This window comes from Rathayibacter sp. AY1B4, from assembly GCF_002932815.1.
Lineage (GTDB): Bacteria > Actinomycetota > Actinomycetes > Actinomycetales > Microbacteriaceae > Rathayibacter.
Window position 1 is genome coordinate 1 of record NZ_PSWN01000030.1, and the last position, 21,767, is coordinate 21,767.

Below are 21,767 nucleotides of genomic sequence, written 5' to 3' on the forward strand. Positions count from 1 at the left end.
GGAGGGGGATGGGGTCGGCGTCCACGGTACGCCCGCGACCGGCCGTGCCCCGGCTCTCCACCCGTGCCGCGTCGGCGCGTGTTCGTGCAAGCCCCCGCCTCTCCGGCACCCGCGGCCGGTCGCGGGCGTACCGTGGACGCCGACCCCATCCCCCTCCCGACCAGGAGCACCCATGCGAGCAACACTCATCCACGGCGAGCGCGACATCCGACTCGAGGAGGTCCCCGACCCGCAGCTCTCGACGGGGCGCGACGCGATCGTCCGCGTCACCGCGGCCTGCGTCTGCGGCTCAGACCTCTGGCCCTACCGCGGCGTCACTCCCACCAAGGAGGCGCACCGCATCGGCCACGAGTTCGTCGGCGTCGTCGAGGAGATCGGCGACGACGTGCACGACGTCGCGGTCGGCGACTTCGTGATCGCTCCGTTCTACGTCTGCGACGGCACCTGCGCGAACTGCGCCAACGGCGTCTCCACCTCGTGCCTCACCGGCGGCTGGTGGGGCGCCGAGGTCCGCGAGGAGGGCTTCGCGGACGGCGCCCAGGGCGAGAAGGTGCGCGTGCCCCTCGCCGACGGCACGCTCTTCCGCGTGGGCATGGACCCGGATCCGGCGCTCATCCCCAGCCTGCTCACCCTCGCCGACGTGATGGGGACCGGCCACCACGCCGCGGTCTCGGCCGGCGTCACCGCGGGCTCGACCGTCGCGGTCGTCGGCGACGGCGCGGTCGGCCTCTGCGCCGTCCTGGCGGCCAAGCGCCTCGGCGCGACCACGATCATCGCGATGTCGCGGCACGAGTCGCGGCAGAACCTCGCCCGCCGCTTCGGGGCGACCCACATCGTCGAGACCCGCGGCGACGAGGGCGTCGCGCGCGTCCGCGAGCTGACCGGCGGGATCGGCGCCGACTGCGTGCTCGAGTGCGTCGGCACCAAGGAGTCGATGCAGCAGGCCCTCGACTCCGCCCGCCCCGGCGGCATGGTCGGCTACGTCGGCGTCCCCAACGGAGGCCCCGAGCTGCCCGTCCGTCAGATGTTCGGCTCGAACGTGGGCGTCAACGGCGGAGTCGCGCCGGTCCGCGGCTACATGGCCGAGCTGCTGCCGGACGTGCTCAGCGGCGCGATCGAGCCCGGTCTGGTCTTCGACCTCGAGCTGCCCCTCGAGGAGATCGCCGAGGCGTACGCCGCCATGGACGAGCGCCGCGCGATCAAGACCCTCGTGCGTCCGTAGTCCCGCGGAGGGGCGCCGGCACGGCCGCGAGGAGTAGCCTCCCGCGCATGACCGCGTCAGCCCGCACCGCCGCGACGGCGCCCCTCTTCCACCCCGACCTCGCGCTCGGCCGCTTCCTCCCGCCGATCGTCCTCGGCCCGCGACTGCTGCGCCTCGCCACGCGACGCGCCGCCGAGGGAGGCGAGGCCCCGCCCGACATCGTGGTCGACGACGTCGAGATCCCCGTCGCCGGAGCCGCTCCCGTCCGGGCCCGCAGCTACCGGCCGCGCATCCTCCGCGGTACCGCTCCCGCGCTCCTCTGGGTGCACGGCGGCGGCATGGTGCTCGGCAGCCACCTCCAGGACGAGGCGCCCTGCATCGACTTCGCCCGCACCCTGGGCATCACGGTCGTCTCCGTCGACTACCGCCTCGCGCCCGCGCATCCGGCCCCGGCTGCCGTCGAGGACGTGCTGGCCGCGTTCGACTGGCTCGTCGAGCACGCGCAGGAGCGCGGCGTCGACCCGGCGCGCATCGCCGTCGGAGGCGCGAGCGCGGGCGGCGGCATCGCCGCGGGTGCGACCCTCCTCGCCCACGACCGCGGAGGAGCGCAGCCCGCGTTCCAGCTGCTCGTCTACCCGATGCTCGACGACCGCACCGTCACCCGGCCCGGTCCTCCGCCGCGCGGCGTCCGCGTCTGGACCCCGGGCAGCAACCGCTTCGGCTGGACCGCCTACCTCGCAGGCGAGCCCGGCGGCCCCGGCGTCACGGCCTACGCCGCCCCCGCCCGCCGCGACGACCTCACGGGCCTGCCGCCGGCCTGGATCGGCGTCGGCGGCCTCGACCTCTTCCACGACGAGGACGTCCGCTACGCCGAGCGCCTGCGCGCGGCCGGAGTGCCGTGCGGGCTCGAGATCGTGGAGGGCGCCTTCCACGGCTTCGACGCCCTGTTCCGCCGGACCGGCGTGGCGAAGCGCTTCTGGGCGGCGCAGGCCGCGGCGCTCGGCGAGGCCCTCCTCGCCTGACCTCCGCGTCGACGCGCCGGGCCGATTCCGTCTCCGGCGCTCGGGACTGCGAGGCTGAGGGGCGACGGCCGTCGTCATCCGCGCGTCGCCCGTGCCGTGCCTGCCGCGCATCCGTCTCCGCCCCGCCGACCCGCCGACCCGCCGCCCCGCCCCGCCCCGTCTCCCGGAGGACCCATGGACATCGACCGCCTCGCCACCCGCTACGAGATCGCCCTGCCCGCCTGGATCGGCGACGCCCTCCGCGACGTCCCCGAGGTCCTCCCGAGCCTCGAGGACCGGATGGCCCTCGTGCACGCGCTCGCCGACCGCAACTTCCGCGAGGGGAACGGCGGCCCGTTCGCGGCGATCGTCGTCGAGCGCGACTCCGGTCGTCTCGTCTCGGTCGGAGTGAACGTCGTCCTCGGCAGCGGGGTCTCGTCCGGCCACGCCGAGGTGACGGCGCTCGGTCTCGCGCAGACCGCGCTCGGCACCTGGGACCTCGGCGGCGAGGGCCTCCCCGCGCACGACCTGGTCGTCAACTGGCGCCCGTGCGTGCAGTGCTACGGAGCGACGATGTGGTCGGGGGTGCGCCGCCTGGTCGTCGCGGGCTCCGGCCCCGAGCTCGAGGAGATCAGCACCTTCGACGAGGGGCCGATGCGCGAGGACTGGGCCGCGCAGTTCGAGGCCCGCGGCATCGAGGTCGTCGACGGCGTGCTCCGCGACGAGGCCCTCGACGTGTTCCGCGCCTACCGCGCCTCCGTCGACTCCGGCGAGGTGCTCGTCTACAACGCCCGCGCCGACTCCTGATACCGCGGCGGGTCCGGTCCTCGCATCGGTTCCGCGCCGGACGCACGGGAGCCCCGCCTCAGCGGGGCCCCGTGCGGTCCTGAGCTGCCGGCCGCTGGAAGCGGTCAGCGGCGGCTCAGCGCCACCAGTCGTCGAACATCGACAGCGGCACCTGGCGCTTGTGCTCGGTCGCGGCGTACCGCGCCTCGATGGCCTCGGCGACGGCCTGGTCGACCTCGCCGCCCTCGAGGTACGTGTCGAGGTCGGCGTAGGTGAGCCCGAGGTTCGTCTCGTCGGTCTGGCCGGGGTTGTCGTCGAGCAGGTCCGCGGTCGGCGCCTTCTCGTAGAGCCGGGCCGGTGCGTCCAGGTGCTCGAGGAGCGAGCGGCCCTGCCGCTTGGTGAGACCGGTGAGCGGGAGGACGTCGGCGCCGCCGTCGCCGTACTTCGTGAAGAATCCGGTGACCGCCTCGGCCGCGTGGTCGGTCCCGACGACCAGCATCCCGGCCTGGCCGGCGATCGCGTACTGCGCGATCATCCGCATCCGCGCCTTCACGTTGCCCTTCACGAAGTCGCTGATCGGCTCGTCGACCGCGTCGCCGAACGCCGCGGCCACGCCGTCGACGCCCTGGTGGATGTCGAAGACGACCTGGCGGTCCGGGCGGATGAACGTGAGGGCGAGCTGGGCGTCCTCCTCGTCGGCCTGCACCTTGTACGGCAGGCGGACCGCGATGAAGGAGGCGTCGCCGCCGCTCGCGCGGACCTGCTCGACCGCGAGCTGGCAGAGGCGCCCGGCGAGGCTCGAGTCCTGACCGCCGCTGATGCCGAGGACGAGGCCCTTCGCGCCGGTGCTGCGGAGGTAGTCGGCGAGGAAGCCGCTGCGCCGTTCGACCTCGACGGCCGGATCGACGGCGGGGGAGACGTGGAGCTCGGAGATGATCTGCTGTTGGACGTCGCGCACGGCTTCACGCTACTCCGGATGCTCCCCGGCGGCCCCTCCTCGCCGCGGACGCGCAGGCTCCCGACGCCTCCCCGAGACAGGCGCCATCCGCCGCGTCCGCTCGGCGCGGCGCCTACCCGCGCTCGGCGACGATGCGGGCGATGCGTGCCGGGACGGTGTCGTCCTGGAGGCTCGTCACGTCTCCGAGCGGGCGGCCGTCCCGGATGTCGCCGAGCAGCCGCCGCATGATCTTGCCGGAGCGGGTCTTGGGCAGATCCGGCACCACCACCACGTCGCGCGGCTTGGCGATCGGCCCGATCGCGACCGCCACGTGGTCGCGCAGGAGCGCCGAGAGCGTCGTGCCGAGCGCGGCCCAGTAGGCCGGGTCCTCCTCGGCGCGGTCGACGGCCTCGTCGGAGGGGATGACGAACGCCGCGATGGCCTGGCCGGTCGTCGCGTCGGCGACTCCGACGACTCCGGCCTCGCCGACGGCCGGATGGGCGACGAGTGCCGACTCGATCTCGATCGTGGACAGGCGGTGCCCGGAGACGTTGATGACGTCGTCGACGCGGCCGAGCACCCAGACGTCGCCGTCGGCGTCGTACTTCGCGCCGTCCCCGGAGAAGAACCACCCCTGGGACGCGTAGCGGGCCCAGTAGGAGTCGCGGTACCGCTCCGGGTCGCCCCATACGGTGCGGGCGAGCGCCGGCCCGGTCCGGTCGACCACGAGGTAGCCGCCGGAGCCGTTCGGCACCCGCTCGCCGTGCTCGTCCACCACGAGGACGCCGAGCCCGGGCAGGGCTCCGAGAGACGAGCCCGGCTTGAGGGTCGAGACGCCCGGCAGCGGGCACATCACCGCGGCGCCGGTCTCGGACTGCCACCAGGTGTCGACGATCGGGCAGCGTCCGCCGCCGATCGCCTCGTGGAACCAGACCCAGGCCTCGGGGTTGATGGACTCGCCGACGGTGCCGAGCAGGCGCAGGCTCGACAGGTCGTACCGGGCGGGCACGCCCTCGGGGAACCAGGTCATCAGCGTCCGGATCAGCGTCGGCGCCGTGTAGTAGACGGTCACCCCGTACCGCTCGATGATCTCGAAGTGCCGGGCGGTGTGCGGGGTGCTCGGGGTGCCCTCGTAGATCACCTGGGTGAGCCCGTTCGAGAGCGGTCCGTAGATCTCGTAGGTGTGCGCGGTGACCCAGGCGAGGTCGGCGGTGCACCAGTGCACGTCGTCCGGCTTCGCGTCGAACACGGCCCAGTGCGTCCAGGAGGCCTGCGTGAGGTAGCCGCCGCTGGTGTGCACCAGCCCCTTGGGCTTCCCGGTCGTGCCGGAGGTGTAGATGATGAACAGCGGCGTCTCGGAGTCGAAGGCCTCGGCCTCGTGGACGTCGCTCTGCGCATCGACCAGCTCGTGCCACCAGACGTCGCGGCCCGGGGTCCACGGGACGTCGGTCTCACCGGTGCGGCGGACGACGAGGACGTGCTCGATCGACGCGACGCCCTCGACCGCCCGGTCGGCGCTCGCCTTGACCGGCACCGCCGCTCCGCGCCGGAACTGCCCGTCCGTGGTGACCAGGAGCTTCGCGCCGGTGTCCTCCACGCGGAACCGCACCGCCTCGGCGGAGAAGCCGCCGAAGACGAGCGAGTGGATCGCGCCGATCCGCGCGATCGCGAGCGTGATGACGATGGTCTCGGGGATCACCGGGAGATAGACGACGACGCGGTCGCCCTTCCCGATCCCGAGCGCGGTCAGCGCGTTCGCGGCGCGGGAGACCTCGCGCTGGAGCTCGGCGTAGGTGATCGACCGCCGGTCGCCGCGCTCGCCCTCGAAGTGGAGGGCGGTCTTCCCGCCGCGTCCCGCGTCCACGTGGCGGTCGACGCAGTTGACGGCCACGTTCAGCCGTCCACCCTCGAACCAGGTCGTGCGCGGCACCGAGAGCGAGCCGTCGGGCAGCGGAGCGGCAGGCTCCCAGCTGTGGGCGGTGTGCCACGGCTCCGCCCACTCGAGGCGGCGGGCCGCCTCCTCCCAGAATACGACCGGATCGGCGGCGGCTCGCGAGTACTCCTCCGCGCCCGCGTTCGCCTGCGCGGCGAAGGCCGCGGGCGGGGGGAACCGGCGGTGCTCGTCGAGCAGGTTGGCGATCGTCCCGCTCACGCTCGGAGCTCCCTCCCCGGCGCTCACGCCCACTTCCTCACGGCGTAGCGCTGGAACACGCCGACGACGGCATCGGTGAGCTTGCCCAGCACGGCCAGCAGGACGATCGCCAGGAACACCCGGTCGATCCGGCCGTTGTTCTGGCTGTCGATGAGGCGGAAGCCGAGGCCCATCGAGGAGGCGATGAGCTCGGAGGCGACCAGGAACAGCCACGACTGGGCGAGCGCGAGGCGCAGCCCGGAGATCACGGAGGGGATCACCGCGGGCAGCTGCACCGTCGTGAAGAGCCGGACGCCCGAGAGGCCGAAGGCGCGGCCCGCCTCGACGAGGTGCCGGTCGACGTGGCCGAGCGCCGTGGCCACCGTGGTGAAGACGGGGAAGAACGCGCCGATCGTGATCAGCGTGATCTTCGACTCCTCGCCGATGCCCATCCAGAGCAGCAGCAGCGGGACCCAGGCCAGCGACGGGACCGCCCGGATCGCGCCGAGGGTCGGCCCGAGGACGACCTCCCAGACGCGGGAGAGCCCGAAGAGCGCGCCGACCACGAGCCCGAGCGCCGAGCCGAGCGCGAACCCGATGAGCACGCGCTGCGTCGAGATGGCGACGTCCTGGCCGAGGTCGCCGCGCTGGGCGAGGTCGACGCCGGCCGCCCAGACCATCGCGGGCGAGGGGAAGACCGCCATCGAGACCATCCCGGTCGTCGTCGCGATCTGCCAGGCGGCGAGCAGCAGCACGGGCAGGATCGCGCCTCCCGCGACCACGAACCACCGTCGCGTGGTGAGCGGGTGGGAGCGGTCCTCGCGGAGGCGGCGCTGGGAGGCCGCGACCGACGGGCCCGCCGTCACGAGTCCGGGCTCACCCGGCATCGGCGCGGACAGCGCGCTCCGCCGCAGCACATCGGCGTCGGTCGCGGTGTCGTCGTCGCGGATCGTCATCGTCGGTCTCCTCGGATCACGGGGTCGGGGGCGGAGGGCCGGACCCTCAGGCGCCGATGGCGCTCGGGTCGGCCGCCGAGGCGTAGGTGTCGTCGAGCAGCGAGTCGAGCGCGTCGTCGACCTGCTGCTGCGAGGCGACGTCGCCGTTCTCGACGAAGATCGGGCCGATCACGGCGAGCACGTCGGTCTGCGCGGAGCCGGGGACGTTGTCGACGTCGAGGTTGCTGCGCTCGGTGATGACCGTCGTCGCCACCGCCACGTCGAGGCCGGCGACGGAGGCGAGGATGCTCGCCGTCTCGTCCTGGTTCTCGAGCGCCCAGGCGCGGGCGTGCTCGTACGCGTTCACGACGGTCTGCGCGAGGTCCGGCTTCTCGGCGAGGAAGCTCTCGGTCGCGTTGAGCAGACCGTAGGAGTTGAAGTCGACGTTGCGGTAGAGCAGGGTCGCCCCGGCCGCCTCGGCGCCGGCCATGATCGGGTCCAGGCCCGCCCAGGCGTCGACGGAGCCGTTCTGCAGCGCCGCCCAGCCGTCGGCGTGCTGCAGGTTCTGCACCGTCACGTCGCCGATGCCCAGGCCGGCGGCCTCGAGCGCCTGCACCAGGAAGAAGTACGGGTCGGTGCCCTTGGTGGCCGCGATCTGCTTGCCCTTGAGCTGCTCGACCGACGTGATCGCCGAGCCGGCGGGGACGACGAGGGCCGACCACTCCGGCTGCGAGAAGATGTCGATCGTCCTGATCGGCGAGCCGTTCGAGCGGGCGAGCAGTGCGGCCGAGCCGGCGGTGGAGCCGACGTCGATCGCTCCGGCGCGCAGGGCCTCGTTGGCCTTGTTGGAGCCGGCCGACTGCACCCAGGCGACGGTGACCTGCTGCTCGGCGAGGGCGGCCTCGAGCCAGCCCTTCTCCTTGATGACCAGGCTCAGCGGGTTGTACGTCGCGAAGTCGAGCGTGAGCGTGCCGCCCTGAGTTCCTCCGGAGGCGGCGTCGGCGGTCGCGGCCGCCGCTCCTCCTCCGCCCTCGCCCTGCACGCAGCCCGCGAGGAGCGGGACGGCGGCGGCGGTGAGCAGACCGGCGAGAGCGGTGCGGCGGGTGAGCGGGGAGCTGGTGAACGACATGGGGGCCTCGGCTTCGGGGATGCGGTGACAGCGAGTGTGGACGCTGCAGGGGAGGGGCAGTGCGGGGAGGTGCTCGTGCGGTGGAGAGCGGGAGGAGGAGGCGGTTGGGGAGGGAGGTCGTGCCGCCCGGACCGTGCCGCCCGGGTGGAGGGACGCGGGTCGATCCGCCCGGGGTCAGTGCCGCTCGATGCCCAGCCCCGCGAGGAGCTCGGCCCGGTGCTCGGCGAGCTCCGCCGAGCCGCGGTCGCGGGGCCGCGCGCCGGGGACGGTGACGATCCGCTGGATGCGCGAGACGCCTCCGGGCTCGTCGCGCCCGAGGAGCACGATGCGGTCGGCCAGCTGGAGGGCCTCGTCGACGTCGTGGGTGACGAGCAGGATCGTCGCCGGAGCCGCCGCGTGCACGTCGAGCAGCAGGTCCTGCATCCGCAGGCGGGTCAGCGCGTCGAGCGCCCCGAAGGGCTCGTCCAGGAGGAGCACGCCGGGGTTCCGGGCGAGGGCGCGGGCGAGGGAGGCGCGCTGGGCCATCCCCCCGGACACCTCGCGGGGCCGCGAGCGGGCGTGTGCGGTGAGGCCGACCAGCGAGAGCAGCTCGTCGACGGCGGCGCGGGCGGCCGGGCGCGGGGTGCCGCGCGGCAGTCCGAGCGCGACGTTGTCGGCGATGCTCCGCCAGGGCAGCAGCCGCGGCTCCTGGAACGCCACCGCGCAGCGCGGGTCGATGCCGGAGACGGGGGCGCCGTCGATGAGGACGGACCCCTCGGAGGCGGTGTCCAGGCCCGCCGCGATGCGCAGCAGCGTCGACTTGCCGCAGCCGCTCGGGCCGAGGATCGCGATGACCTCGCCCGCGGCGGCCTCGAGCGTCACGTCCGTCAGCACGGGGGACCCGGGCGCGAAGGTGCGGCCGACCCCCTCGAAGCGCACGGGGAACGCCGACTGGCCGAGCTCGGCGTCGAAGGCCAGGCTCGTGCGGGCGGCGGGGGTGGCGGGCATGTCTCTCCGGGCAGCGGGACGGGCGGGCGGATCGTCCGATCGTACGGAGAGGCTCCCGGCGGCACAGCGGGGACCGACACGGGGAGTAACACAGGGGGTGGGACGCGGAAGGCCTCCCCGGTCCGCGGACGGGGGAGGCCTTCCGCCGGAGGGCTACGCCTGGACGAGCACGAGCTCCTCGAGGGGCAGGCGGGTGCGCGGCGCGGTCTCGCGCTCGCGGAGGGTCTCGTTCGCCAGCGCGTCGGCGTCGGCCGCGACTCCCACCGCGGCGATCGTCACCGGGTCGAAGCGCTCGTCGACGTCGAACGCGGCGCGGACGGCGTCCTTGTCGAAGCCGGCCATCTGGTGCACGTGCAGGCCCTCGTGGTGCGCCTGCACGCTGAGGTGGGCGATCGACTGGCCGAGGTCGTAGACGGCCCAGGGGCGCGGCTTCCCCTCGGAGTCGACGGTCTCGGCGAGCGCGACGACCAGGACGGCGGCGGAGCCGGCCCAGGCGCCGTTGAAGCCGGCGAGCGTCGCGACGATGCGGTCGAACTCGTCGGTTCCGCGGCGGGCGACGATGAAGCGCCACGGCTGCGAGTTGCTGGCGGACGGGGACCAGCGCGCGGCCTCGAGGAGGGACGCGAGGGTCTCGTCGGAGACGGTCGCGGACGCGTCGTAGGAGCGGGGGCTCCAGCGCTCCGCGAGGACGTCGAGGATCGGGGCGCTGGTGCTGGCGGTGCGGGAGGCGGTGGCGGACATCGCGGGGCTTCTTCCGTGCGGGGGACTGGGGGAGGGGCTCCGTCGCCCGTGGAGCCCAACCGTCCCCGCACCGCGGGCATTCCCGCGCGCGCACGGCAGGCGCCCGCACGCGCGTTCGCCCACGGAGGAGCGGGCCGCCTCCGAGCCCCGGAACGGTACGGTGGGAGACGGCGTGGTCATCCCGCGCACCACCATCCACGACTCTGGAGGATCATCCATGGCCCAGCACTTCGACGTCGTCGTCCTGGGGGCAGGCCCCGGCGGATACGTGGCCGCGATCCGCGCCGCCCAGCTCGGCAAGTCCGTCGCCGTCGTCGAGAAGCAGTACTGGGGCGGTGTCTGCCTCAACGTCGGCTGCATCCCGTCCAAGGCGCTGCTGCGCAACGCGGAGCTCGCCCACCTCTTCCACACCCAGGCGAAGCAGTTCGGCATCTCGGGCGACGTCTCGTTCGACTTCGGCGCGGCGTTCGACCGCAGCCGCTCGGTCGCGGACGGCCGCACCAAGGGCGTCCACTTCCTGATGAAGAAGAACAAGATCGCCGAGTTCGACGGCGTCGGCTCCTTCACCGGCCCGCAGGGCCTCGACGTGCAGCTGAGCAAGGGCGGCACGGAGTCGCTGACCTTCGACGACGCGATCATCGCGACCGGCGCGAGCGTCCGCCTCCTCCCCGGCGTCGAGCTCTCCGAGAACGTCGTCACCTACGAGACCCAGATCATGACCCGCGAGCTCCCCGACACGATGGCCATCGTGGGCGCGGGCGCGATCGGCATGGAGTTCGCCTACGTCCTCAAGAACTACGGCGTCGACGTGACGATCATCGAGTTCATGGACCGCGCCCTCCCCAACGAGGACCCGGACGTCTCCAAGGAGATCCAGAAGCAGTACAAGAAGCTCGGCGTCGAGATCCTGACCTCGACCAAGGTCGAGTCGGTCGTCGACAAGGACGGCTACGTCACGGTCACCTACACCGCGAAGGACGGCACGCAGTCGACCCTCGAGGTCGACAAGGTGCTCATGTCGATCGGCTGGGTCCCCCGCACCGAGGGCTTCGGCCTCGAGAAGACGGGCGTCGAGCTCACCGAGCGCGGCGCGATCGCGATCGACGACCACATGCGCACCAACGTGCCGCACATCTACGCCATCGGCGACGTCACCGCGAAGCTGCAGCTCGCGCACGTCGCGGAGGCGCAGGGCGTCGTCGCCGCCGAGACCCTCGCCGGTGCCGAGACCCAGACCCTGGGCGACTACCGGATGATGCCGCGCGCGACGTTCTGCCAGCCGCAGATCGCCTCCTTCGGCCTCACCGAGAAGCAGGCGACGGACGAGGGACACGAGATCACCGTCTCGACCTTCCCCTTCATGGCGAACGGCAAGGCCCACGGCCTCGGCGAGCCCACCGGCTTCGTGAAGCTCATCGCGAGCAAGAAGTACGGCGAGCTCCTCGGCGCCCACATGATCGGCCCGGACGTCTCGGAGCTGCTCCCCGAGCTCACGCTCGCCCAGAAGTGGGACCTCACCGCGACCGAGCTGGCCCGCAACGTGCACACCCACCCGACGCTGTCGGAGGCGCTGCAGGAGGGCTTCCACGGCCTCAAGGGGCACATGATCAACATGTAGGGCTCGTCCCTCCACGGCCTCCGGCCCGCAGGATCCCGCTCGGCTCGTCCGCGGCGGATCCTGCGGGCCGAAGCCGTCTCCGGGGGTGCCCGCCGGGCTCCAGCGCCGCTCCCGCTACCGTGGCCCGATGGATCCGCGCCTGCTCGACCGCCTCGCCGCCGACGCCTGGCCCGCGCTCGTGCGGCGCCCCCTCGGCCCATGGGAGCTGCGCGCCTCCGCAGGGGTCACCAAGCGCGCGAACTCGGTGCTCGCGTCCGGCGACGTCGTCGACCAGGAGGCGGCGCTCGACACGGCGGAGGCGTTCGCCCGCGAGCACGGGATCGCGCCCCTCGTGCAGATCGGACCGCCGAGCCCCGCCGGTCTGACCGGGCTGCTCGCCGCCCGCGGCGCCGCGCCGATCGACCGGACGCTCGTGCTGACGGGATCGGTGCAGGAGGCGCTCGCCGTCCTGCCCACGACGTCGGGGTCCGCGCCGTCGGGGTCCGCGCCGCGGCCTCGTGTCCGGCTCGCCCCGGCTCCCGACGAGGACTGGCTCGCCCTCTGGTGGTCGGTGGACGGTCGCGGTGGCGCGGAGGAGCGTGCGGTCGCCGAGCGCATCCTCGCGGGCTGCCCCTCCTCCTACGCTCTCGCCGTCGACGGCGACGGCCCGGCCGCGACCGGCCGCCTCGCGGTCGTCACGGCGCCGGACGGCGAGCTCTGGGGCGGCCTCTTCGCCCTGGCGACCCGGCCGGACGCCCGGCGCCGCGGGCTCGCCTCCGCCGTGATCCGCGCCCTCCTCGAGGACGCGTCCGGCCGGGGCGTCGCGCGCTTCTGGCTCCAGGTGCTCGCCGAGAACGCCGGCGCCCGCCGCCTCTACGCGTCCCTCGGCTGCCGCGAGTCGTCCTGGTACGAGTACTGGCGCTGACCCGCTCGCGGAGGAGGAGCGGGGCGCCCGGGTCAGGCGTTCGCGAGCACGGCGCGGGCGACGGCCTCGGCCTTCGCCGCGTCGCCGGTGACGGTCACGCGCCACCACACGTCGTCGGCGAGCGCGTCGATCTCGCAGACGCCCGCCGCGCAGCCGGTGAGGGCCTTCTCGCCGAAGCCGTCGAGCGGCTCGAGCGGGATCGCCAGGCCCGAGGTCAGCGAGAGGTTCCGCCAGCCGTCGTCGCCGTTCGGGAGCGCGTCGACCGTCACTCCCGAGTAGGCGGCGCTGGAGGCGTCGCTCCAGCTGCAGGAGGCGTACCCGGCCCGGGCGGCGGCAGCGGCCGACGCGGTGGTCGGCGTCCCGGTCCCCGTCCCCGCGGTCGCCTGCGCGAGACCGGCGGCACCGGACAGCTGCTCGGCCGTCAGGACCTCGGTGCAGACGGGCGCCGTCGCGGTGACCGGCTCGTCGAGGGTGCCGAGCGCGGCGGAGGCGGTGCCGGTCGCCAGCGCGGCGAGGTCGACGGCCGCGGGGGCGCCGCGCAGCTGCAGCGTCACCCAGGTGGCGCCGGCGAGCAGGTCCAGGTCGCAGCTGCCGTCGGTGCAGGAGCCGTAGGCCTCGACGGCGGTCTCGAGGCGCGGGCCCGGACGGCCGGCGAAGGCCTCGGCGGCGTCGTCGACCGCGGCCGCGGTGATCGAGGCGTCCTCGTCGTACCAGGCGCAGCGGAGCACTCCGCCGTTCTCCTCCGCGGCCTCGCGGATCAGCTCGCCCGAGGAGCGCGTCGTCACCTCGCGGCTGCCCTCGAGAGCGCTGCGGGAGACCCCCAGCGCCGAGGCCGCCCGCGTGGCGGGGAGGAGGGAGTCGCAGCCCAGGCGGGTCGAGGCCGTGGGCGTGGGCGAGGGCGTCGGAGTCGCGGAGGGAGTCGGAGCGGCGGTCTCGGACGCCGACGGGGTGGCCGCGACGTCCGAGCGCTCGGCCGACGTGCAGCCCGTCAGCGCGACGAGAACGGCGAGCGCGGCGCCGACCGTCGCCAGGCGCGGGAGGCGGGCCCTCACGCGGCCAGCTCGCGCTCGATCGCGGCCGTGAACGCGTCGATGTCGTCCTCCGTCGTGTCGAAGGAGCAGACCCAGCGGACCTCGCCGGTCGCCGGGTTCCAGTCGTAGAAGCGGTAGGCGGTGCGGAGCCGGTCCGCGACTCCGGGCGGCAGCGTCGCGAACACCGCGTTGGCCTGGGTCTGCTGCGTGAACTCGAGCCCGGTGATCCGTCCGGCGGCGATCGCCTCCTCGAGCCCCGAGCGCAGGCGCGCCGCCATGGCGTTCGCGTGCCGGGCCGAGCGGAGCCACAGGGGCTCCTCCTCGCCGCCGTCGCCGAGCAGGGCGAGCAGCTGCGCCGAGATGAAGCGCATCTTGGAGGACAGCTGCATGTTGGTCTTGCGGAGGAAGGTCAGCCCGGTCGAGGCCGCCGGGTCGAGCACGACGATCGCCTCGCCGAGCAGGATGCCGTTCTTGGTGCCGCCGAACGAGAGCACGTCGACGCCTGCGTCGGTCGTGAAGGAGCGCAGGGGCAGGCCGAGGGCGGCCGCGGCGTTCGCGATGCGCGCCCCGTCCATGTGCAGCCGCATGCCGAGGCCGTGCGCGTGGTCGGCGAGCGCGCGCACCTCCTCCGGGGTGTAGACGGTGCCGAGCTCGGAGGACTGGGTGATCGAGACCACGAGCGGCTGGGCGCGGTGCTCGTCGCCGAAGCCCCACGCCTCCTGGTCGACCAGCGCCGGGGTCAGCTTGCCGTCGGGCGTGGGGACCGTGAGGATCTTGATCCCGCCGACCTTCTCCGGCGCTCCGCCCTCGTCGGAGGTGATGTGCGCGGTGCCCGCCGAGACGACGGCGCCCCACCGCGGCAGCATCGACTGCAGGCCGGTGACGTTGGCGCCCGTGCCGTTGAAGACGGGGAAGGCCTGGGCCTGCTCGCCGAACTCGCGGCGGAACGCCTCCTGCAGGCGCTCGGTGTAGACGTCCTCGCCGTAGGCGATCTGGTGCGCTCCGTTGGCCGCGGCGATCGCGGCGAGGACCTCGTCGTGCACTCCGGAGTAGTTGTCGGAGGCGAAGCCGCGGACGTCGGGATCGTGCAGAGCGCTCATCCCTCCATCTTCGCAGCCCGCCGCCCGGAGGAGCCCCGGAGGAGCCCCGGAGGCGCCCCTCCTGCCTCCCGCATGTTTCGGGCAGGTGAAAGGACGACGACCCGAAAGCCGATCTCCGTCAAGAAGTTGGTATCGGCTGGGAGGCAGGCCACTCTTGACGTATGCGCATGGACACGACGGGAGCTGTCCGCGACATGCCCGCCCCTCCCGGGGTGGACGAGATCGCGGCTCGCTTCGGCGATCCCGTCCTCGCGTTCGCGCCCCAGCCGAGGCTGGAGGAGTTCGCCGCGGCGCAGACGATGGCGCTCGGCCGCTTCGTCGAGATCTCGCTCTCGTACTCGGTCTACAAGAACCCGCGCAACCGCGCCGACCCCGTCAACCACGTCCCGCTGTCCCCCGAGCAGAAGCGCGCGATCGAGCGCGCCGAGAACGACCACCTGCCGCCGTGGATGGTCGACCAGGTGACGCGGATGCGGTACCCGGTGCTCTGGGAGGCGGTCCGCACCTCCGTGCCGATCCCCGCCGAGCGCAGCCGGCCCCTGGAGTCCCGCCTCGCGGCTCACATGGGCGACGTGCTCCGCAACACCTTCCCGGGCCGCGTGCGCAGCCGCCGCGGCGGGATGCCGGTGGTCGCCGCCGCCCTCCGCGACGAGGACGTCGTGCGCGGCGTCCCGGTGATCGTGGACGGGGAGGCGCTGCGCGGCTACCGCGTGGACACCGATCCGGACGTGGTCGCGATCGGCGCCCGCGTCGACGGCCGCTACATGACGGTCGTGCTCGACCGGAAGATCGTGCCGGAGATCCGGATGGAGTTCGTCCGCCGCACCCCGCCGCGCCCGGCTTCGAGCCAGCCCCGGCGCTGACCGCCCCGGCCCACCGCTCAGGGGCGCCCCGGCACCGCGATCCCGTGCTCGTAGGCGAACACGACCGCCTGGATCCGGTCGCGCACGCCGAGCTTCATCAGGATCTTCGAGACGTGCGTCTTCACGGTCGCCTCGCCCACGAACAGCTCGGCCGCGATCTCGGCGTTCGACCAGCCCCGCGCCAGGTGCACGAGCACCTCGCGCTCGCGGTCCGTCAGATCGGCCACTCCGGAGTGGTCGGCGGCGGCCGGCGTGCGCTCGGGCACGGACGCGAACCGCTCGATCACGCGCCGGGTGACGTCGGGGGCGAGCATCGCGTCGCCGCGGGCGACCACCTGCACGGCCTCGACCAGCTCCTCCGGCGACGCGTTCTTGAGCAGGAACCCGCTGGCGCCGGCCGAGAGCGCCTCGAAGAGGTAGTCGTCGCGGTCGAAGGTGGTGAGGATGAGCACCCGCGAGCACAGGCGCGGGTCGGCCACGATCTCGCGGGTCGCGGCCAGGCCGTCGAGCCCGGGCATCTGCACGTCCATGCAGATCACGTCGGGGCGCAGCTCGGAGGCGCGCTGCAGGGCCTCGAGCCCGGTGCGGGCCTCGCCGACCACCTCGATCCCCGGCTCCGACTCGAGGATGATGCGGAAGCCCACGCGGACGAGCTCCTGGTCGTCGACGAGCAGCACGCGCACGTGCTCGGTCATGGGCGGCCCCCGCTCGCTCGCTCCTGACGCCCCCGCGACGTCTCCGACGACGGTACCGGGTCGCCGGCGTCCGGCACGCTCGCCCGGACGGGGGACAGCGGCACCCGGGCGTGCACGAGGTAGCCCGCGCCCCTCGGCCCCATCTCGATCCAGCCGCCGACCGCGGCCGCGCGCTCGCTCATGCCGGTGTGCCCCAGCCCGCAGGAGGCGGGAGCGCTCGGGTGCGGGCCGGACCCGCCGTCGTCGGCGATCTCGAGCTCGACCGCGTCGGGGGCGTAGCGGAGGCGCACCTCGGCGTGCGCGCCGCGCCCCGCGTGCTTGCGGACGTTCGTGAGCGACTCCTGCGCGATGCGGTAGAGGCTGAGCCCCACCGTCGCGGGGATCTCGCGGGGCGTGCCGAGGGTGAGGAAGACGGTGGGCAGGCCCGACCCGCTGGACGCCGCGACCAGCTCCTCGAGCTGGGCCACGCCGCGGGTGGACGCGGCGTCGGTGAGCGGATTCGGGACCGCGTCCTCGGCGCGCAGCGCGACCAGGATGCGGTGCAGCTCCTCGATCGCCGAGCGCGCGTCGCCCTCGATGGCGCTGAGCGAGGCCGCCGCCCGCTCCGGATCCCGCGCCAGCACCCGCCGCGCCGCTCCCGCCTGCACGCCCATCACGCTGACGTGGTGCGCGACCACGTCGTGCAGCTCGCGCGCGATCCGCAGCCGCTCGGAGGACACGGCCTGCCGCGAGGAGCGCTCCCGCTCGTCGTCGAGCTCGGCCGTGCGCGTCTCGAGCGCCTCCAGCCGGCGGGCCGACTGCCACGACGCCTCGCCGAAGACGTAGGCGCTGCCGAAGTAGAGCAGGTTCGACACGACCGCGAGGGCCGACTCCGCCGCGTAGGGCGAGAGCAGGCCGGGGGAGTCGTCGACCGGCACGGAGCTGCCGAAGTACTCGCCCGTGGCGAGGGTGGTGAGCAGCCAGCCCAGCATCCCGACCGCGATCGCCACTCGGACGACGAGCGCCGTACGCCGGTTCCGGCCCCACGCGCCGACCGTGTAGAGCGCGAGGAACAGGCAGATCTGGCCGAAGAGCGACTCCGGCACCTGGAGCACGATCCCGAGCGCGTAGACGACGGAGAGCCCGGCCGCCACGCTCGCGGGGAACCGGCGGCGCAGCGCGAGGGGAAGGGTCATCAGGACGGCCCAGTGGGCGCTGACGACGGGGTGCGCCGCGTCCGGGAATCCCGCCGAGGAGTACAGCGCGACGGAGACGATCGTCGCCACCAGCAGGATCCCCGCGGTGACCGCGTCGCGCACGTATCCGGCCCGGCTCGGCGCTCGCCGGATCCAGCCCGCGTCGAGCGGGTCCGCGGCTCCGTCACCTGAGGGCATGCGCCCCACGCTAACCGACGCCGGTCGGACGGGGCCCCGGGAGGCGGAGGAGCGCACCCCGGGGCCTCCCGGGCACGACGTCAGTCCCGGCCGGTGATGCCCCGGGTCGAGGCGATGACGTCGCCCATCTTCTTCCCGAGGGCCTCGTAGAACATCGACAGCGGGAACTCGTCGTCCAGCACCGCGTCGGTGAGGCCGCGCGGGGCGCCGAGCAGCACCTCGTCCGGGAGCCCGCGGGCCCAGGCGGAGGCGGGGTGCGGAGTGAGAGTGGCCGCGATCAGCTCGTGCGCGGAAAGCCAGTGCGCCGTCTTCGGCCGGTCGATCGAGCGCCAGTAGAGCTCGTCGATCGCGTCCGAGAGGGCGACGACCACGTCGGCGACGCCGTCCCACTCGAACGCCAGCCGGGTGTCGGTCCAGTGCAGGACGCCGTGCTGGTGCAGCCAGGCGAAGAGCAGCTGGCCGCCGAGGCCGTCGTAGTTGCGCACCCGCGACCCGGTGAGCGGGAAGCGGAAGAGCCGGTCGAACAGGATCGCGTACTGCACGAAGCGCGAGCGCTCGGCCAGCGCCTCCTCCTCGTCGTCGCGGCGGTCCAGCGCGCCGAGGCGGCGCTCGATGGCGACGGCCTCGCGGAAGGCGGTGAGATCGCACCGCAGCTCCTCCAGCGAGTAGAGGAAGAAGGGCATCCGCTGCTTGATCATGAACGGGTCGAACGGCAGGTCGCCGCGCATGTGGGTGCGGTCGTGGATGAGGTCCCACATCACGAAGGACTCCTCCGCCAGGCGCTGGTCGGCCAGCAGGCGCTGCGCCTCCTCCGGGAGCTCGAGACGGGTGATCCGGGCCGCCTCCGTGACGACGCGGCGGAACCGGGCCGCCTCGCGGTCGGCGAAGATCGCACCCCAGGTGAAGGACGGGACGGAGCGCATCGCGACCGTCTCGGGGAACAGCACGGCGCTGTCGGTGTCGTAGCCGGCGGTGAAGTCGACGAAGCGCACGGGCACGAAGAGGGCGTTGGAGTAGTCCCCCGCCTCCAGCTCGGCGACGAACCGCGGCCAGACGACCTCGACGAGGACGGCCTCGACGTGGCGGTCGCGGCTGCCGTTCTGGGTGTACATGGGGAAGACGACGAGGTGGCGGCGGCCGTCGACGCGCTCGAGCTGCGGCTGGAACGCGGTGAGCGAGTCGAGGAAGTCGGGCAGGCCGAGGCCGCCGGCGCTCCAGCGCTCGAGGTCGACGACCAGCGCGTCGAGGTACGCGGCGTCGTGCGGGAACGCGGGGGCGAGGGTGCGGACGCCGGCGACGATCCGCTCGACGAGCATGCGCGCCTCCTCGAGCCGCTCGGGCTCGGCGAGCGAGCCGTCCTGGGACTGGAGCGGCTGCAGCGCGGCGGCGGCGGCCTTCAGGTCGAGCCAGGCGGCGGAGTCCTCCACGCGGTCCTCGACGACCTCGGGTTCTCCGACGACGGTGCTCTGCACGGCTTGCGACATGGTGATCCTCCTCACGCTGGTGATACGGGGCTGCAGGAGCGGAACGCGCTCCGACTCCGAGCGTATGGGCTCGTGCGCGCGCTTTTCTTGCGTCTCGGCGGAGCGAAGCGGCGATCTCGCAGGGGCGGGCGCACGTCTCCGCCGCCCCTCTCCGGCCCCGCGGTCAGCGGTTGCCCAGGTGTTGTGCAGGTGCCACCCCCCGTCCGGGGCTAGATTCCTCACCGCTTCCGTTTCCCTCCCCTCATCGGGTCGAAGATGGGGCGACACCGTGTCCGCATCCCGAGTGCGGAGACATCCGATCGGACAGGCGCGCCGAACACCCTGGCGGCGCGCTCGATCGGCGAGCCATCCTGAGAGAGAGGATCGGAGCGCGTGACGGGACCCGAACCCGGAAGCGACCAGAGAACAGCCAGCATCGACCACCACCCCGAGAACCTCCGCCTGCTCCCCTGGCCGCAGGCGGACGCCTCCGTCCTGCGCGACACCCTCGCGCACGCGGGCGGCGGACTCGAGAGCGAGAGCGAGATCCTCGTGCGCCACGACCGCTACCTGCGCGGTTGGGCGGACGGCGACGCGTTCTTCTACGTGGTCGAGCTGGACGGACTCGCCGTCGGCTCCATCGGCTATTGGTACGGCTGCTCGCGCGGCGTCGTCGCCTACGAGGCGGCGTGGAGCATCGCTCCGCACGCCCGCGGCATCACCGCGGACTCCGTGCGGATGCTGCTCGAGGAGGCGGCGGCGTTCCCTGTGCCCCGCTTCGTCCACGCCTTCGTGGCGGAGAGCGACCTGGACGCCGGCGCGACCTGCGTCGAGGCCGGCTTCGACCGGATCGACCTCGTCGAGCAGGGCGAGCCGCCGGAGCTCTACGTGGACTGGGCGTTCGACCTGGCCGCCGTGGCCTGATCAGATCCCGTGGCGCTCCAGCCACGGCCGCAGCACCGCGAGGAACTCCTCGGGGTGCTCGAGGCCGGGCAGGTGCGCCGCGTCCTCGAGCACGTGCAGCTCGGCACCGCCCACCTCGGCGGCGAGGTGCTCGCAGACCGGCAGCGACTCCGAGAGGTCGTGCGCGCCCGCCACGACGAGGGTCGGCACGGCGATCTCCCCGAGCCGCTCGCCCGCCGGCCCGGAGGGCTCGATCGGGCGGGGGGCCTCCGCCTCGTGGCCGACGCCCGTGAGCGCGAGCTCCCGGACCCGCGCGAGGAACTCCGGAGCGACGTCGTCCGCGGAGCGGTCGGGACCCACGGCCCAGAGCTCCGCCTCGACGATCGCCGCGGCCTCCCGCTCGCCCGCGAGCTCCAGCGCCTCGACCTCCCCGAAGCGCCGCTCCTCCTCCGCCGTCAGCGCGGGGTAGTCGAAGCCCGCCAGGCCCGGGGCGATCACGACCAGGCCGGTCACCCGCTCCGGATACTCGAGCGCCAGGTCGAGCGCGAGCGTTCCGCCCCGCGAGCAGCCGACGACCACCGCGCGCTCGACGCCGAGGTGGTCGAGCACGTCCAGGGCGTCCCGGCGCGGGTCGTACTCCACGTCCTCCGTGCTCGTTCCGCCCGCGCCGCGGACGTCGTAGCGGACCACCAGCCGGTCGCGGGAGAGGTCGGGGACGAGCGGGTCCCACATCCGCAGGTCGGCGATGCCCGCGTGCACGAGCAGCAGGGCGGGCGCGGAGGCGTGGCCGTCCGCCTCCCAGTGGAGGCTCGCGCCGGGGACCTCGAGATGCGGCATGCCGCACACCGTAGGCGCGTCGCGCCGGCGCTGCAACGCCCCGGCCACTGCCTAGGGTGGAGGCGCGACAGCGGACGGGCCGCGGCGGGGAGGCGGCGGCGTGGAGGGCGTGCTCACCGGCTTCTCGATCATCGGGGTCGTCATCGCGGTCGGCTACCTGATCGCGCGGTTCCGGATCGTCCCGCCCGAGAGCCGGCTGATCCTGTCGCGGATCGCCTTCTTCGTCACGACGCCGGCGCTGCTGTTCACCGTGCTGTCGCGGGCCGACGTCTCCGTCCTCTTCTCCTCGTTCCTGCTCGTCTCGCTCCTGACGGTGCTGACCGTCGCCCTGCTCTACGTGCTGGCCTCGCGGCTGCTCTTCCCCCGCCCGCTGCCGGAGACGGTGATCGGGACCGCGGCCTCCTCCTACGTCAACGCCAACAACATCGGACTGCCGGTCGCCATCTACGTGCTGGGCGATCCGCAGTGGGTGGCCCCGACGCTCCTCCTGCAGCTGATCGTCCTCGCGCCGACGATCCTGACGCTGCTCGACGTCTCGACGAGCGGGCGGACCTCGGTCGGCGCGATCCTCACGCAGCCGCTGCGGAACCCGATGATCATCGCCTCCGCCCTCGGCCTCGTCGTCGCCCTCACCGGCGTGGAGCTTCCCGCGCCCGTGCTGCAGCCGTTCTCGATCATCGGCAACGCGTCGATCCCGCTGGTGCTGATCGCCTTCGGGATGTCGCTGCGCGGGCAGCGGCCGCTGGAGGCGGGGCCGGCGCGGGTCGAGGTGGTCGTCGCCTCCGTGCTCAAGTCGCTGGTGATGCCGGCGGTCGCGCTGCTGCTGGGGCGCTTCGCGTTCCACCTCGACTCCGAGCACCTCTTCGTGGTGACGGTGACCGCCGCGCTGCCGACCGCGCAGAACATCTTCACCTTCGCCTCGCGCTACGACCGGGGCATCGCCGTCGCCCGCGACACGGCCCTCGTGACCACGGTCGCCGCGGTGCCCGTGCTCATCGGGGTGTCCCTCCTGCTGGGCTGAGCGGAGCAGCATCCCCGCCTCCCGCTCGGTCCCGGCGGAGGCGCCGGACGGCCCGCGCATCCGCGTCGCGTGTCCCTCGTCCTGGGACGGGGCCGGTGGCGCGGGCCCGGT

Annotated in this window: 20 protein-coding genes; 8 read left to right on the forward strand and 12 right to left on the reverse strand. The window is 73.8% G+C overall.

All coding sequences use genetic code 11. The features are described 5' to 3' along the window. The first annotated feature begins 172 nt into the window (after window positions 1-172). From C5D66_RS15180 to C5D66_RS15190, 3 genes are all read left to right on the forward strand, one after another. A complete protein-coding gene (locus C5D66_RS15180; protein WP_104250697.1) occupies window positions 173-1,222 on the forward strand; it encodes a zinc-dependent alcohol dehydrogenase family protein in 1,050 nt (349 codons plus the stop codon). 47 nt (window positions 1,223-1,269) lie between these two features. Further along, a complete protein-coding gene (locus tag C5D66_RS15185) occupies window positions 1,270-2,223 on the forward strand; it encodes an alpha/beta hydrolase (RefSeq protein WP_104250696.1) in 954 nt (317 codons plus the stop codon). A 174-nt stretch (window positions 2,224-2,397) separates the two neighbouring features. Beyond that, window positions 2,398-3,009, forward strand: coding sequence for a nucleoside deaminase (locus tag C5D66_RS15190; protein ID WP_181027247.1), 612 nt, complete (start codon window positions 2,398-2,400; stop codon window positions 3,007-3,009). A gap of 115 nt (window positions 3,010-3,124) precedes the next feature. Here the strand turns inward: C5D66_RS15190 and nadE are convergent, their stop codons facing one another. The 6 genes from nadE to C5D66_RS15220 form a co-directional block, all read right to left on the reverse strand. Further along, the gene (gene nadE, locus C5D66_RS15195; RefSeq protein WP_104225736.1) at window positions 3,125-3,946 is read right to left on the reverse strand and encodes an ammonia-dependent NAD(+) synthetase; all 822 of its coding nucleotides are present in this window, start codon (window positions 3,944-3,946) and stop codon (window positions 3,125-3,127) included. Between the two features lie 112 nt (window positions 3,947-4,058). Continuing rightward, entirely contained in the window at window positions 4,059-6,077 is a 2,019-nt protein-coding gene (acs, locus tag C5D66_RS15200; protein WP_104256690.1) for an acetate--CoA ligase, read from the reverse strand. 23 nt (window positions 6,078-6,100) lie between these two features. Beyond that, entirely contained in the window at window positions 6,101-7,012 is a 912-nt protein-coding gene (locus C5D66_RS15205) for an ABC transporter permease (RefSeq protein ID WP_258063933.1), read from the reverse strand. 46 nt (window positions 7,013-7,058) lie between these two features. Then, window positions 7,059-8,120: an aliphatic sulfonate ABC transporter substrate-binding protein gene (locus C5D66_RS15210; protein ID WP_104250694.1), complete on the reverse strand. Its 1,062-nt coding sequence runs from the start codon at window positions 8,118-8,120 to the stop codon at window positions 7,059-7,061. Between the two features lie 174 nt (window positions 8,121-8,294). Next, window positions 8,295-9,107 (reverse strand): ABC transporter ATP-binding protein, encoded by an 813-nt coding sequence (locus C5D66_RS15215; protein ID WP_104222820.1) that lies wholly within the window; start codon window positions 9,105-9,107, stop codon window positions 8,295-8,297. Window positions 9,108-9,260: 153 nt separating this feature from the next. Further along, complete coding sequence (locus tag C5D66_RS15220) at window positions 9,261-9,848, reverse strand: nitroreductase family protein (RefSeq protein ID WP_104234374.1); 588 nt, start codon at window positions 9,846-9,848, stop codon at window positions 9,261-9,263. A gap of 217 nt (window positions 9,849-10,065) precedes the next feature. Between C5D66_RS15220 and lpdA the strand changes: the two genes are divergently transcribed. Further along, on the forward strand, window positions 10,066-11,466 hold the full coding sequence (gene lpdA, locus C5D66_RS15225; protein ID WP_104222818.1) for a dihydrolipoyl dehydrogenase: 1,401 nt from the start codon (window positions 10,066-10,068) through the stop codon (window positions 11,464-11,466). A gap of 127 nt (window positions 11,467-11,593) precedes the next feature. After that, a complete protein-coding gene (locus C5D66_RS15230; RefSeq protein ID WP_104256599.1) occupies window positions 11,594-12,370 on the forward strand; it encodes a GNAT family N-acetyltransferase in 777 nt (258 codons plus the stop codon). A gap of 32 nt (window positions 12,371-12,402) precedes the next feature. On the opposite strand, the gene C5D66_RS17310 is transcribed toward C5D66_RS15230, so the two are convergent. Further along, complete coding sequence (locus tag C5D66_RS17310) at window positions 12,403-13,422, reverse strand: hypothetical protein (protein WP_181027246.1); 1,020 nt, start codon at window positions 13,420-13,422, stop codon at window positions 12,403-12,405. Then, complete coding sequence (locus C5D66_RS15240; protein WP_104256598.1) at window positions 13,419-14,501, reverse strand: low specificity L-threonine aldolase; 1,083 nt, start codon at window positions 14,499-14,501, stop codon at window positions 13,419-13,421. The genes C5D66_RS17310 and C5D66_RS15240 overlap by 4 nt, the downstream gene beginning before the upstream one ends. Window positions 14,502-14,668: 167 nt before the next feature. Between C5D66_RS15240 and C5D66_RS15245 the strand changes: the two genes are divergently transcribed. Continuing rightward, on the forward strand, window positions 14,669-15,364 hold the full coding sequence (locus tag C5D66_RS15245) for a hypothetical protein (RefSeq protein WP_104256597.1): 696 nt from the start codon (window positions 14,669-14,671) through the stop codon (window positions 15,362-15,364). A gap of 17 nt (window positions 15,365-15,381) precedes the next feature. Here C5D66_RS15245 and C5D66_RS15250 read toward each other — a convergent pair whose 3' ends face one another. The 3 genes from C5D66_RS15250 to C5D66_RS15260 all read right to left on the reverse strand — a co-directional run bounded on the left by C5D66_RS15250 (window position 15,382) and on the right by C5D66_RS15260 (window position 18,916). Further along, complete coding sequence (locus tag C5D66_RS15250) at window positions 15,382-16,059, reverse strand: response regulator transcription factor (RefSeq protein WP_104222814.1); 678 nt, start codon at window positions 16,057-16,059, stop codon at window positions 15,382-15,384. Continuing rightward, window positions 16,056-17,432, reverse strand: a complete 1,377-nt coding sequence (locus tag C5D66_RS15255; RefSeq protein ID WP_104247975.1) for a sensor histidine kinase — start codon at window positions 17,430-17,432, stop codon at window positions 16,056-16,058. The genes C5D66_RS15250 and C5D66_RS15255 overlap by 4 nt, the downstream gene beginning before the upstream one ends. Window positions 17,433-17,512: 80 nt before the next feature. After that, a complete protein-coding gene (locus C5D66_RS15260; RefSeq protein ID WP_104256596.1) occupies window positions 17,513-18,916 on the reverse strand; it encodes a DUF6421 family protein in 1,404 nt (467 codons plus the stop codon). A 372-nt stretch (window positions 18,917-19,288) separates the two neighbouring features. Between C5D66_RS15260 and C5D66_RS15265 the strand changes: the two genes are divergently transcribed. Then, a complete protein-coding gene (locus tag C5D66_RS15265) occupies window positions 19,289-19,819 on the forward strand; it encodes a hypothetical protein (protein ID WP_104256595.1) in 531 nt (176 codons plus the stop codon). Here C5D66_RS15265 and C5D66_RS15270 read toward each other — a convergent pair whose 3' ends face one another. Then, the gene (locus C5D66_RS15270) at window positions 19,820-20,635 is read right to left on the reverse strand and encodes an alpha/beta fold hydrolase (RefSeq protein WP_104256594.1); all 816 of its coding nucleotides are present in this window, start codon (window positions 20,633-20,635) and stop codon (window positions 19,820-19,822) included. A 100-nt stretch (window positions 20,636-20,735) separates the two neighbouring features. Between C5D66_RS15270 and C5D66_RS15275 the strand changes: the two genes are divergently transcribed. Then, entirely contained in the window at window positions 20,736-21,656 is a 921-nt protein-coding gene (locus C5D66_RS15275; RefSeq protein WP_104256593.1) for an AEC family transporter, read from the forward strand. Window positions 21,657-21,767 lie beyond the last annotated feature (111 nt).